The organism is Streptomyces sp. NPDC002690 (genome assembly GCF_053592415.1).
Window position 1 is genome coordinate 1 of sequence record NZ_JBSFVR010000213.1, and the last position, 12599, is coordinate 12599.

9 protein-coding genes and 1 pseudogene are annotated in these 12599 nt (G+C 72.0%); 5 read left to right on the forward strand and 5 right to left on the reverse strand.

From position 1 onward, the window contains the following. Nucleotides 1–105: 105 nt before the first annotated feature. From ACWD3D_RS23850 to hydA, 4 genes and pseudogenes are all read left to right on the forward strand, one after another. Nucleotides 106–660, forward strand: a pseudogene (locus tag ACWD3D_RS23850) (hypothetical protein); the annotation flags it as partial. 219 nt (nt 661–879) lie between these two features. Continuing rightward, nucleotides 880–1722, forward strand: coding sequence for a nitrilase-related carbon-nitrogen hydrolase (locus ACWD3D_RS23855; RefSeq protein WP_451462847.1), 843 nt, complete (start codon nt 880–882; stop codon nt 1720–1722). Continuing rightward, the gene (locus ACWD3D_RS23860) at nt 1719–3002 is read left to right on the forward strand and encodes an aspartate aminotransferase family protein (protein ID WP_451462848.1); all 1284 of its coding nucleotides are present in this window, start codon (nt 1719–1721) and stop codon (nt 3000–3002) included. Before ACWD3D_RS23855 ends, ACWD3D_RS23860 begins: the two co-directional genes overlap by 4 nt. Before the next feature lie 94 nt (nt 3003–3096). Further along, nucleotides 3097–4494, forward strand: a complete 1398-nt coding sequence (gene hydA / locus ACWD3D_RS23865) for a dihydropyrimidinase (protein WP_451462849.1) — start codon at nt 3097–3099, stop codon at nt 4492–4494. Nucleotides 4495–4573: 79 nt separating this feature from the next. On the opposite strand, the gene ACWD3D_RS23870 is transcribed toward hydA, so the two are convergent. The 3 genes from ACWD3D_RS23870 to ACWD3D_RS23880 are packed head-to-tail and all read right to left on the reverse strand — an operon-like array spanning nt 4574 to nt 8532. Then, the gene (locus ACWD3D_RS23870) at nt 4574–6640 is read right to left on the reverse strand and encodes an iron ABC transporter permease (RefSeq protein WP_451462850.1); all 2067 of its coding nucleotides are present in this window, start codon (nt 6638–6640) and stop codon (nt 4574–4576) included. 6 nt (nt 6641–6646) lie between these two features. After that, nucleotides 6647–7636: an ABC transporter substrate-binding protein gene (locus tag ACWD3D_RS23875; RefSeq protein ID WP_451462851.1), complete on the reverse strand. Its 990-nt coding sequence runs from the start codon at nt 7634–7636 to the stop codon at nt 6647–6649. Continuing rightward, on the reverse strand, nt 7633–8532 hold the full coding sequence (locus ACWD3D_RS23880) for an ABC transporter ATP-binding protein (protein WP_451462852.1): 900 nt from the start codon (nt 8530–8532) through the stop codon (nt 7633–7635). The genes ACWD3D_RS23875 and ACWD3D_RS23880 overlap by 4 nt, the downstream gene beginning before the upstream one ends. A 427-nt stretch (nt 8533–8959) precedes the next feature. Between ACWD3D_RS23880 and ACWD3D_RS23885 the strand changes: the two genes are divergently transcribed. Then, nucleotides 8960–9868, forward strand: coding sequence for an endonuclease/exonuclease/phosphatase family protein (locus tag ACWD3D_RS23885; RefSeq protein ID WP_451462853.1), 909 nt, complete (start codon nt 8960–8962; stop codon nt 9866–9868). A 151-nt stretch (nt 9869–10019) separates the two neighbouring features. Here ACWD3D_RS23885 and nadE read toward each other — a convergent pair whose 3' ends face one another. After that, nucleotides 10020–10862 carry an ammonia-dependent NAD(+) synthetase gene (gene nadE / locus ACWD3D_RS23890; protein ID WP_451462854.1) on the reverse strand — a complete coding sequence of 281 codons (843 nt, stop codon included), beginning with the start codon at nt 10860–10862 and terminating at the stop codon, nt 10020–10022. A 153-nt stretch (nt 10863–11015) separates the two neighbouring features. After that, a complete protein-coding gene (locus tag ACWD3D_RS23895) occupies nt 11016–12050 on the reverse strand; it encodes an ArsR/SmtB family transcription factor (protein ID WP_451462855.1) in 1035 nt (344 codons plus the stop codon). Nucleotides 12051–12599: the final 549 nt, after the last annotated feature.

Genomic DNA, 12599 nt, shown 5'->3' on the forward strand with positions numbered 1-12599 from the left:
GGCCGAACCAGCCGCAGGTGTGGTCGAACCGCTCCGACTCCAGCAGGAGCTTCCTGATGATCGTCAACCGCAGAGGATCGCTGAGCGCGCCGAGCCGAACCGCCGGTGCCGGCCCCGCCCTTCGACCTGGCGGCGGTACGGGCGGCGGCCGACGTGGTCGCGCAACTCCTGGCGATGCGTGCGCAGGGGCGTACGGGAGAGGCGTACGCGGTGCTCTGCGAGGCGGCGGCCTGGCCCGCCGAGCGACTGCCGGTGCTGGCGGTGGCGCTGGGACTCGCCGGTCTCGGAGCCGACTGGGCCACCCTGCTCTGGGAGGTGTCCTCGCTGCCACCCGCCGGGCTGGCGGCGGCCGTAGCCGCCCTCGCGGCAGCCGGGCGCGGGGAGGACTGCGGGCAACTCCTGCGGCAGGTCGCCTCCCGCCCGGCCGAGGAGATAGCCGACGCGACGGTCGCACTGGACCTCGCGGGCCGCGAGGCCGAGGCGGAGGAACTGCTGGGCGCCTTCGTCCGGGTCAGGTCCCCGCAGGACGCCGCGCGCATCGCCGGGGCGGGGCCGGCCCGTCTCGTGCCGCAACTGCTCGCGGCGGCCCGCACGGTGTCGGCGGCCCGGGAGTGGGACCTCGTGCACGCTCTGCGGGTTGCGGGCGTGACAGGTGTGTGACGGTCCGTCATGAAAGGGGCCCGGGAGCCCGTCCGGGCTGCCTCCGGCGTGTCGGGCGGGGGTATGGACCGCTCGGGTGCGAAATGTGATCGACTCGGCCGGTTCACGGCGACGGTCTTGCCCCGCCGTGGGGAGGGGCTTACGTTCTCCTCCTACCTTCCGTGTCCACCCGCGTAGAAAACGCGTAGAGGCTCTGACGTCGCGTCGAAGGAGCAGCTCATGTCCCACGTCGTTCGCGCCGCACTCGTCCAGGCGACCTGGACCGGCGACACCGAATCCATGATCGCCAAGCATGAGGAGCACGCGCGCGAGGCCGCCCGGCAGGGGGCGAAGATCATCGGGTTCCAGGAGGTCTTCAACGCCCCGTACTTCTGCCAGGTGCAGGAGCCGGAGCACTACCGCTGGGCCGAGCCGGTGCCGGACGGCCCCACGGTCTCCCGGATGCAGGAACTGGCCCGCGAGACCGGCATGGTCATCGTGGTGCCGGTCTTCGAGATCGAGCAGTCGGGCTTCTACTACAACACCGCGGCGGTGATCGACGCCGACGGTTCGTACCTCGGCAAGTACCGCAAGCACCACATCCCGCAGGTCAAGGGGTTCTGGGAGAAGTACTACTTCAAGCCCGGCAACGCCGGCTGGCCCGTGTTCGACACGGCGGTCGGCAAGGTGGGCGTCTACATCTGCTACGACCGGCACTTCCCCGAGGGGTGGCGTCAACTCGGACTCAACGGTGCGCAGTTGGTGTACAACCCGTCCGCCACCTCGCGCGGACTCTCCAGCTACCTCTGGCAGTTGGAGCAGCCGGCCTCGGCCGTCGCCAACGAGTACTTCATCGCCGCGATCAACCGGGTCGGCCAGGAGGAGTACGGCGACAACGACTTCTACGGCACGAGCTACTTCGTCGACCCGCGCGGCCGGTTCGTCGGCGACGTCGCCAGCGACAAGGAGGAGGAACTCGTCGTCAGGGACCTGGACTTCGACCTGATCGAGGAGGTCCGCAACCAGTGGGCCTTCTACCGCGACCGCCGGCCCGACGCCTACGACGGGCTGGTGGAGCCGTGACCGGCCTCTTCGCGCGTCACCGCGCCGTCAGCCCCGACTGGCTCACCCTCTACTACGAGCGGCCCCTGGAGATCACCCACGGCGAGGGGCGCCATGTCTGGGACGCGGACGGCAACCGTTATCTGGACTTCTTCGGCGGCATCCTCACCACGATGACCGCACACGCGCTGCCCGAGGTCACCAAGGCGATCAGTGAGCAGGCCGGGCGGATCGTCCACTCGTCCACGCTCTACCTCAACCGCCCGCTGGTGGACCTCGCCGAACGCGTCGCCACCCTCTCCGGAATCCCGGACGCGCGGGTCTTCTTCACCACTTCCGGCACCGAGGCCAACGACACGGCCCTGCTGCTCGCCACCACCTACCGGGGGTCCAACCAGATCCTCGCGATGCGCAACAGCTACCACGGCAGATCGTTCTCGACGGTCTCCGTGACCGGCAACCGGAGCTGGTCGCCCACCACCCTCTCCCCGCTCCAGACCCTCTACGTGCACGGCGGGGTGCGCACCCGGGGACCGTACGCGGATTTGAGCGACGCCGAGTTCACCGCGGCCTGCGTACGCGACCTGGAGGACCTGCTCGGACACACCCGGGGGCCCGCCGCGCTCATCGCCGAGCCGGTCCAGGGGGTCGGCGGTTTCACCTCGCCGCCGGACGGCCTCTACGCGGCCTTCCGCGAGGTGCTCGACCGGCACGGCGTCCTGTGGATCTCCGACGAGGTGCAGACCGGCTGGGGCCGCACTGGCGACCACTTCTGGGGCTGGCAGGCGCACGCCGAGAACGGCCCGCCGGACATCCTCACCTTCGCCAAGGGCATCGGCAACGGCATGTCCATCGGCGGAGTGGTGGCCCGCGCCGAGGTGATGAACTGCCTGGACGCCAACTCCATCTCCACGTTCGGCGGTTCACCGGTCACCATGGCGGCCGGCCTCGCCAACCTCACCTACCTCCTCGACCACGATCTCCAGGGCAACGCCCGACGGGTCGGCGGACTGCTCATCGAACGCCTGCGGGCCCTCGCCGCGCCGGTGGCCTCGGTACGCGAGGTGCGCGGCCGGGGGCTCATGATCGGGATCGAGCTGGTCGAGCCCGGCACCGACCGGGCGAACCCCGGAGCGGCAGCCGCCGTCCTGGAGGCGGCGCGCGAGGGCGGACTGCTCATCGGCAAGGGCGGCGGACACAGCACCAGCGTGCTGCGCATCGCTCCACCGCTCTCCTTGTCCGTCGCCGAGGCGGAGGAGGGCGCGTCGATCCTGGGCGAGGCCCTGCGCGCGGCGGGCTGAAGGCACCGGGACAGCCTCACCGCTTCCCGTCCCGCACCACCCCCGGGGGCCCCGGACCCCGGGGCCCCCTGCCCGGCACAGCGAGGAGAGGCATATGAGCCGCACCGTGATCCACGGCGGTCTCGTCGTCACCGCGTCCGACGAGATCCACGCCGATGTGCTGATCGAGGGGGGCCGCGTCATCGCGCTCGCCGCCCACGGCAGCGACGTGGCCGAGGGCTGGACCGGGCGGAGGATCGACGCCACCGGCAAGTACGTGATCCCGGGCGGGGTGGACGCCCACACCCACATGGAGATGCCGTTCGGCGGTACGTACGCCTCCGACACCTTCGAGACCGGAACCCTGGCCGCCGCCTGGGGCGGCACGACGACCATCGTGGACTTCGCCATCCAGTCCAAGGGCGGTTCGCTCAAGGCGGGGCTCGACGCCTGGCACGAGAAGGCCGAGGGGAAGTGCGCGATCGACTACGGCTTCCACATGATCATGTCCGACGTGAACGCCTCCTCGCTCAAGGAGATGGACCAGCTCGTCTCGGCCGGCGTCACCTCGTTCAAGCTCTTCACCGCCTACCCCGGGGTGTTCCTCTCGGACGACGGCCAGATCCTGAGGGCCATGCAGCAGGCCGGTTCCAACGGCGGGCTGGTGATGACCCACGCCGAGAACGGCCTCGCCATCGACGTCCTCGTCGAACAGGCACTCGCGCGCGGCGAACGCGACCCCCGCTACCACGGAGAGGTCCGCAAGGCGCTGCTCGAAGCGGAGGCCACGCACCGGGTGATCAAGCTCAGCCAGGTGGCAGGGGCGCCCCTCTACGTCGTGCACGTGTCGGCCCAGGAGGCCGTCGCCGAGATCGCCCGCGCCCGCGACGAGGGCCACCCGGTGTTCGGCGAGACCTGTCCGCAGTACCTCTTCCTGTCGACCGACAACCTCGCCGAACCCGGCTTCGAGGGCGCCAAGTACGTCTGCTCCACCCCGCTGCGACCGAAGGAGCACCAAGCGGCGCTCTGGCGCGGGCTGCGGACCAACGACCTCCAGGTCGTCTCCACCGACCACTGCCCGTTCTGCTTCAAGGGACAGAAGGAGATGGGGCGCGACGACTTCAGCAAGATCCCCAACGGCATGCCGGGCGTCGAGAACCGGATGGACCTCCTCCATCAGGCCGTCGTCGACGGACACATCGGGCTGCGCCGCTGGATCGAGATCGCCTGCGCCACCCCGGCGCGGATGTTCGGGCTGTACCCGAAGAAGGGCACCATCGCCCCCGGCTCCGACGCCGACATCGTCATCTACGATCCGCACGCCGAGCAGACGATCTCGGCCGCGACCCACCACATGAACGTCGACTACTCGGCGTACGAGGGCAAACGCCTGACGGGCCGGGTGGAGACCGTGATCTCGCGCGGCGTCACCGTGATCGACCACCACTCCTACGTCGGACACGCCGGGCACGGCACCTATCTGCCGCGCGGAATCTGCCAGTTCGCCCACTGAGGCCGGGCAGACCCGGACGCACGGACACCCCGCCCTCTCCGAGTGGTGCGACCGGGAAGGCGGGGCGTACGCGGGCTGCTCAGCGGCGGGTGCGGACCAGCAGGTAGAGGAAGTACGGGGCACCGATGACGGCGGTCATCAGGCCCGCGCCGAGCTGCGCCGGGGCGATCACCGTGCGGCCCGCCATGTCCGCGAGGCAGACCAGGACCGCTCCGAGCAGCACCGCGACCGGGACGACCCGCGCGTGCCGCCGGCCGACCAGCGCACGCGCCGCGTGCGGGGCGACCAGACCGACGAAGCCGATGAGACCGGCCGCCGCCACCGCGCTCGCCGCGAGCAGCACCGATATCACCAGGAAACCGAGGCGCGCCCGGGTGAGATGCAGCCCCAGGAGCCTCGGGGTGTTCTCGTCGAGCGCGACGAGATCCAGCTCCCGGCGGCGTACCACCGACCACACGAGGCCCACCGCGAGCACCACCGCGACGGGCAGCACGTCGGGCATGTTCCGGCCGTAGGTGGAGCCGGAGAGCCAGGTCAGCGCCCGCGTCGTGTCGAACGGGTCGCTGAGCACGATGACCAGGCTGATCAGCGCCGTGGTGGTGGCGAACACGCCCATGCCCAGCAGGACCAACCGGTTCTGCCCGAAACCGCCGCGCGCCGCCAGCCCGAAGACGAGCCCGGAGGCGACGGCCGCACCGGCGAACGCCGCTCCGGCGATCACCCAGGAACTCGCGGCGGTCACCGTGGTGACGACCAGTACGGCGCCCAGACCCGCGCCGCCGGTGACGCCGAGGATGCCCGGCTCCGCGAGCGGGTTGCGGGTCACCGCCTGTACCTGGGTGCCGGACAGGGCCAGCGCCGCGCCCGCGAGGAGGGCCGCCAGCACGCGGGGGACCCGGGTGTCCAGGACGTAGGTGACGACCCGTCCGGACCTCCCCTGCGCCCAGTTCACGACGTCGCCGAACAGCAGCTTCGCGTCGCCGACGAGTACCGCCGCGACGACCACGCCCACCAGGGCCACGACGAGGACCGCCACCGTGACCAGGTACGCCGTGCGGCCGGGAATCCGCAGCCGGTCGGGCGCCTCGGCCGAGGCGGTGTCCTTGGTGCGGAGCGCCATCGCGACGAGGAAGACACCGCCGACCACGGTCGTGACGACGCCCGTGGGCACCTCCACGGCGAGGTCGGCGGGCACCAGCGCCCGCAGAACCACGTCCGCGCCGAGGATCAGCGCGGCGCCCATCAGCCCGGCGACCGGCATGCCGACGCGGAACCGTACGAGCCCGCGGTACCGGCGGGCCAGCGGGCGTACCAGCGCCGGGGCGCAGAGACCGACGAAACCGATCGGCCCGGCGAGCGTGACGGCGGCCGCGGAGAGCAGCGTGGCGAGGACGACGGTGGTGACCCGGGTGCCCCGTACGGGCACGCCCAGTCCCCGCGCCGCGTCGTCGCCCAGGCCGAGCGCGTCGACCCGGCGGGCGACGAGCAGCAGCCCGACGAGTCCCACCACGACGGCGGGCAGCATCTGCTGGACCCCGTCGAACCCGTTCTGCCCGATGCCGCCCTGCCCCCACCGGTAGAGACCTTCGGTCTTCTGCGGGAAGAGCAGCAGCAGCGCCTCGGTCACCGCGTTCAGACCCAGCATCAGCGCGCTGCCCGCGAGGACCAGACGCACCGTTCCCTTGCCGAGCCCGGAGAGCCCGAGCACCACGGCCGCGGCGGCGAGGCCGCCGACGAACGCGGCACCGGAGGAGGCGAGGAACGGCAGCGAGACGCCGGTGACGGCGACCACGCCGAGCGCCAGGTACGAACCGGCGTTCACCGCCAGGGTGTCCGGCGCGGCAAGGACGTTGCGGCTGACCGCCTGGAGGGCGGTACCGGCCGCGCCGAGCGCCAGCCCGACGAGGATGCCGGCGACCATGCGCGGCAGCCGGGACGCGATGACGACGGAGGAGTCCCCGGTGTCGGCCCGGCCGAGGATCGCGTCCCAGACCTGGGACGCGCCGACGTCCGCGGTGCCCTGGGTGATGTCGACGACGGCGAGGACCAGGACGAGCAGCACGAGCCCGGCCGTCACCGCGACCGCGCCCGTCGTGGCCGCGGCGGTGCGGTCACGGCCGACCGCGGTGTTCTCGATGACGGCCACGGCGCGCTACTTCTTCGTCAGGGCGTCGACGAGGGAGTCGGCGTACGCCTCCATGGAGCGGGGGCCACCGAACATCCAGACGCCGTCGGGCAGCCGGTGCACATTGCCGTCCTTGACGAACGGAAGCGACTTCCAGACCGCGTTCTTCGACAGGTTGTCCGCGAACGCGTCGCCGTCCACGTCGTTGGCGACGTAGGCGAAGTGGACGTCACCGAGCTTGGTGAGGCCCTCGACGTCGGTGGTCGCGAGACCGTAGGCCTTGTCACCCTCCACGGTCCAGGCGTTCTTCAGGCCGAGCTGCTCGTTGACCGCGCCCAGCAGGGACTTGGCGGTGTAGGCGCGGACGGAGACCTGGTTGGCGTCGACGTAACCGTCGGCGGAGGCGATGGACGCGCCGCCGAGACCGGCGTCCTCCAGAGCCTTCTTGTTCTTGGCGATGTTCGCCTCGTACTCGTCCTTCACCGTCTCGGCCTCGGCGGTCTTGCCGGTGGCCTGCGCGATGAGGTCGAGACCCTTGGTCATGGTGCCGACCTGGTCGGCGCCGTCGGCGGAGGTCACCTGGATGACCGGGGCGACCTTGCGCAGCTGCGCCACGACGTCGGGGGAGAGGTCGTCGGTGGCGACGACGAGGTCGGGGGCGAGGGCCGCGACCGTGTCGATGCTCGGCTCGCCGCGGGTGCCGATGTCCTTCGGGCTGCCGGTGAGCGGTGCCGCGGTGTTCCACGCGGCGTAGCCCTTGATGTCCGCCACGCCCACGGGAGCGACGCCCAGGGTGACCAGGTCCTCGATCACGTTCCACTCGGTGGCGACGACCTTGGTCGCCGGCCCGTCGAGCGTCACCTTGGTGCCGGTGGAGTCGGTGACGGTGATCTTCTGCGAGGCCGGCTTCGCGGAGGAGGCGGCGGAGTCGTCCGTGGACGGCTCCGAGGTGCCGCAGGCGGTCAGCGAGAGAGCGGCGACGGCGACGGTGGCCGCGGCGAGGAGGTGACGCTTCATGAGGAGGTGCTGAGCCTTTCGGATCTGGAGTGGTGGCGGCCTATCGCGCGGGTGCGCAGCCGGCCCGTGGACGGATCGGTGTCGACGTCGATACGGATGCCGTAGACGTCGGACAACAGCTCCGGTGTGAACACGTCTTCGGGCGCGCCGTCGGCGACGACGCGTCCCGCGTGGAGGAGAGCGACCCGGTCGGCGACGGCCGCCGCCTGGTCGAGGTCGTGGAGCACGACACCCACGGCGATGCCGTGGAAGTCTGCGAGATCGCGCATCAGGTCGAGGAGTTCGACCTGGTAGCGGAGGTCGAGGTAGGTGGTCGGCTCGTCCAGGAGCAGGACACCGGTCTCCTGCGCCAGGCAGCTCGCCAGCCACACACGCTGGAGCTGCCCGCCGGAGAGCTGTTCGACGCCCCGATCGGCGAGGTCCTCGACACCGGTGAGGGCGAGGGCGCGGTCCACCGCGGCGGTTCCGTCCGGGTCGGGACGACCCCAGCGGCCCCGGTGCGGGTAGCGGCCGAACTCGACCACGTCCCGCACGCTGAGGCCGCCCGGCGTGGACCGGGACTGCGTCAGCAGCGCGACGCACTTGGCGAATTCGCGGGCGCCGAGCGAGAAGCCGTCGGTGGCCTCCTCGGTACCGGCGTCCACGGTGAGCGAGCCGCCGCGCGCGTTCTGGAGCCGGGCGAGCGTACGCAGCAGAGTCGACTTCCCGCTGCCGTTGGGGCCCACCAGGGCGGTCACCTCGGAGGGGCGCAGGGCGAGGCTCGCCGCGTGCACGACGTCCGTCCGGCCGTAGGCGACGGTCACCGCGTTCGCGGACAGTCCGTGACCGCGCGTCTGTGGCACGTCGGCAGCCGAAGGGGCGTACGCCGTGCCGGAAGTGCTCTCACCAGCTTTCATGTGGCTTAGGTTAGCCTGCCCTTAGATGTGGGGGAACATCACCCCTGGTCACAAGATGGCGACGATGGAACAGCCCCCGCGGGCGCTCCCCACGGGGACGGCCTCGCTCCGACGGGGGCAGCCTTCTGGGCCGTGAGGTGGAAGTCCCGCCTGCCCGGCGACACCTGGCACGCACGCACGCACGCTCGCTCGCCGCGTGGTCGGGGTCGCCCCGATACAGCCGGTACCGGGGCGATTCTCCGCCGTGCGGTCGCACGCGCCGGACGCCGCCGGACTCGCCCTCCGGGCGGACGGCGCCACTCTCGCGACACGCTTTAGGATCGCCACCGTGCCGGCGCGGTGCGGCGTCCGGCCGCCGAGCGGCCGGACGCAAAGAGGGGGACTGACGATGCGACTTCACGACATTCGACGACGAGGCACCCGATTCGTGCTCGCGGGAGCACTGGCCGCGGTGCTGTCGCCGGCGGGGGTGGCGGCACAGGCGGAGGCGGCGACGCCTCATACGTACACGGTGTGGCAGTGGAACGTGGCGGGGAACACCATCCACGACGGTTCCACCACCGACGGCATGGTGGATCAGGCTGCCGCGTCCATCGTGAACCGGGCGGCCGACTTCGCCGGGTTCAACGAACTGTGCAGGGGGCAGTACGACGCCCTGGTGACCGCGCTGCGCGCCAAGGGCTGGCCCGCGGACACGCAGAACTTCGCGCGCTTCGAACCGAGCCGCGCGGCGGGCAACTCCTCGGTGTGCAACGGCGAGCAGTTCGGCAACGCGCTGTTCAGCAAGCAGCCGCTGGGCACCGCGGCCCGTATCGCGCTGCCGGACGACGGCTCGGCCGAGAAGCGCAACCTGCTGTGCGCGCCGCTGGCCGCCACCCCCGCGATCCGGTTCTGTACGACGCACATCACCACGAACCAGTCGTTCAACGTGGCCCAGTTGGATGCCGTGCGGCAGAAGCTGGAGGCCTACCACTCCGCGGGCGAGACGGTCCTGATCTCGGGCGACTTCAACGCCCAGCCGCACTACGGCCGGCTGAACCCGTTCTACGCGCCGAGCCTCGACGTGCCGAACAACGGCAACAACACCGGCGCGTACCGGGAGCTCGACGACAACGACGCGGGCAACTGCCTCGGGTACGGGGAGTGGACGGCGGACGGCACCCCCGGCGCGGCACCGCCGTGCGGGGGCAACGCGAAGATCGACCTGATCTTCGTCCGCGAAAGCGCGTTGGCCGGCTCGTACAGCGAGGACTCACTCGCCATCTCCACGTCCTGCACGGGCGTCGCGGCCTGCTCGGACCACCGGATCGTCGTCGGCACGGCGACCGTCGCCTGACGGCTGTCCCGATCGGGCCGGACCGTCCGGACCGAAGGCGCGCGTCCCCGGCCCCGCGGCTGTTCCGCAGGGCCGGGGACGGCGACCGCCGCCGATCGGCGCGCACGCGTCCCGGAGGCGTGCGCGCCGATCCGGACCGTGTCCGCTGCGGTCAGTTCTTCCACCAGTCGTCGAGCGGGGTGGCCGGGACGGTGCGCTTGTGCCGCGACGCCAGGTAGATCGACTCCAGCCTCGCCGCGACCCCGGGGGCGACCTCCGCGCCCTCCAGGTAGTCGTCGATCTCGGAGTACTTCAGACCGAGCGCGACCTCGTCCGGCAGCGCGGGGCGGCCGTCTTCGAGGTCCGCCGTCGGCACCTTCTCCCAGGTGCTCTTCGGCGCGCCCAACTCCCTCAGCAGCGCGGCACCCTGACGCTTGGTCAGTCCCGTGAGCGGAGTGAGGTCCACCCCTCCGTCGCCGTACTTCGTGAAGAAGCCGGTCACCGCCTCGGCCGCGTGGTCGGTGCCCACGACGAGCAGCCCCAGCTGTCCGGCGAGCCCGTACTGGATCACCATGCGCTCACGGGCCTTGACGTTGCCGCGCACGAAGTCCCGGAGCTCCGGCTCCCCTTCCGACAGCTCCGCCAGGGCGCGTGCGACCTCCCCGGCCACGGTGTCCGCGCCCGGCTTGACGTTCACCGCGACCGACCGGTCCGGCCGGATGAACTCCAGCGCGATCTGCGCGTCGTGCTCGTCGGCCTGCACGCCGTACGGCAGCCGCACCGCGAGGAAAGTGGCCTCGTGCCCCTCGGCCCGCAGCTCCTCGGCCGCGAGCTGGCACAACTTGCCGGTCAGCGTGCTGTCCTGCCCGCCGCTGATCCCGAGCACATAGCCCTTGGCCGGGGTCGACCGCAGGTAGTCCTTGAGGAAGTCGATCCGTTGCCGGATCTCCACCTTCGGTTCCACTGCCGTCCTGACGCCGAGGTCGGCGATGATCTGCTGCCTGAGGGTCACCATTCTCGTAACTGTACTGGCCGCCCTGTTACGGGCAGATGTCGGCACGGTCGCGCCGTACCGGCATCCCGCCCCGATTGTTCCGCAGGTCACAGGGGTGGCGTCGCCGATCGGGCGGTGGCGGGCGCCGTCCGGGGCGGGCGGCCCCGGACGGTCTCACCGCAGCGCTCCCTCCAGGACCGCACGGCCGAGCCGGGTCCGGTGGTGGAGCACTCGTACCCCCTGGCGCTGCGAAAGGAGCAAGCCCGCCTCCCGCAGCACGGTGGCGTGCCTGCTGGCGGTCGACGGGGCGAGCCGGAGCGCCGCGGCGAGGTCCATCGTGGTCATCGGTCGGTCCAGGATCCGCAGCAGTTCGGCGCGGGAGGCTCCGATGAGCTGCGCCGCCGGGGCGTCGCCGCCGTGGTGCCGGCGTTCGAGCCAGCCGGGTGCGGGGGAGAGTGGGTGGACGAGGACCGGGGGCAGCTCCTCGTCCACCAGGGTGACCGGGGAGCGGACGCAGAAGAAGGCCGGCAGGAGTGTCAACGCCCTTCCCCGTAGGACCAGGTCGCGGTCCTGTGGATACGGGGCGCGCAGTTCGCGGTCCTGGTAGTGCCAGCCGGGCAGCTCGTCGTACCGGATGAGGAGGCCCTCCGCGCCATGGGTGAGGACGGCTTCCGCGCGGGCGGTCCGGTCGGCCGCCGCCTGCTCGCGGATCGGGCCGAGGTAGGGCGCGACAGCCACCCGGTGGTAGGCGCGCAGGGTGGCGGCGAGGTGGTGCAGGGCCTGGGGGCAGCCGTCGGCCAGGGGGCGTACGGCTGCCGGAACGGGCCCGCCGGTGCGCGTGTACAGCCGGGTGAGTTCGGTGCGGAGGCGGTTCCGGGGGGTGGAGAGCAGCCGTTCGAGGCCGGCGTCGAGATCGGTGTCCCCGCGACCGGGTGTCAGGAAGTCGGGGAAGTACGAGCGGTCCGGGCAGAGCCGGAACAGGGCGCGGGTCGCGGGGGCGAGCCCGGATCTCCGCAGGGCCTCGGCCACCTCGCGGCGCCACGCCCCGAAGGCGAGGGGCGCCTGACGGTTCTGGAGCAGATGCAGGCTCAGTGCCGTTTCCCAGAGCGGGTCCACGTCGGGGGCGAGACGCAGGCGGGACAGCTCCTGGTGCGTGAACTCCACCCGTAGCACGGCGCACCCCCGGCGGTCGCGGGCGTTCGGCGGCACCCGCCCGGGCGGAACTCTACGCGCATTGCGGATCTGACGCATGCATGTCAGGGGATGCGGAAGGTAGCGGGGCCCCGCCCCGGCCGCAAGAGTGCGAGGGCCTCCTTCGACCAGGAACGAATGGCTTGCGCGACGCCCCGGGCCGCACCACCGTGGCGGTCACGTGTCATGTCGTCACCAGGCCGTCGGCCGGGTGCGCCCGGGGCCCGCAGGAGGCACGGTCCCGGGTCCCGGCCGACGGCCCGGCCGCCGATGTCCGCGTCCGTCGTCCCCCGGAACCACCAACACCACCGGCCCTCCCCTTTGGCACCACCCTCCCGGGCGTATCCACGCCCGGGAGTCCTTCCCCGCCCCCACCGAGAAGGAGGCGCACCGTGCGCCGTGACCCGAGACCCCGCCCCGCCGCCCTGCCCGTATCCGTACGCCGCGCACCGGGACCCCGCCGCCTCGCGCGCCTCGTCCACAGGGGGCCCGCCGCCGCGGTTTCCCTGCTGGCCCTCGCCGCCCTCTCGCGGGCCGCGGCGGGACCGGCGGCGAGCGAGAGGGCGG

What these genes read in the sequence shown, in the direction of transcription:
- ACWD3D_RS23875 (WP_451462851.1), bottom strand. Translation starts at nt 7,636, where the DNA reads ATGAAGCGTCACCTCCTCGCCGCGGCCACCGTCGCCGTCGCCGCTCTC.
- nadE (WP_451462854.1), bottom strand. Translation starts at nt 10,862, where the DNA reads ATGGTGACCCTCAGGCAGCAGATCATCGCCGACCTCGGCGTCAGGACG.
- ACWD3D_RS23880 (WP_451462852.1), bottom strand. Translation starts at nt 8,532, where the DNA reads ATGAAAGCTGGTGAGAGCACTTCCGGCACGGCGTACGCCCCTTCGGCT.
- hydA (WP_451462849.1), top strand. Translation starts at nt 3,097, where the DNA reads ATGAGCCGCACCGTGATCCACGGCGGTCTCGTCGTCACCGCGTCCGAC.
- ACWD3D_RS23855 (WP_451462847.1), top strand. Translation starts at nt 880, where the DNA reads ATGTCCCACGTCGTTCGCGCCGCACTCGTCCAGGCGACCTGGACCGGC.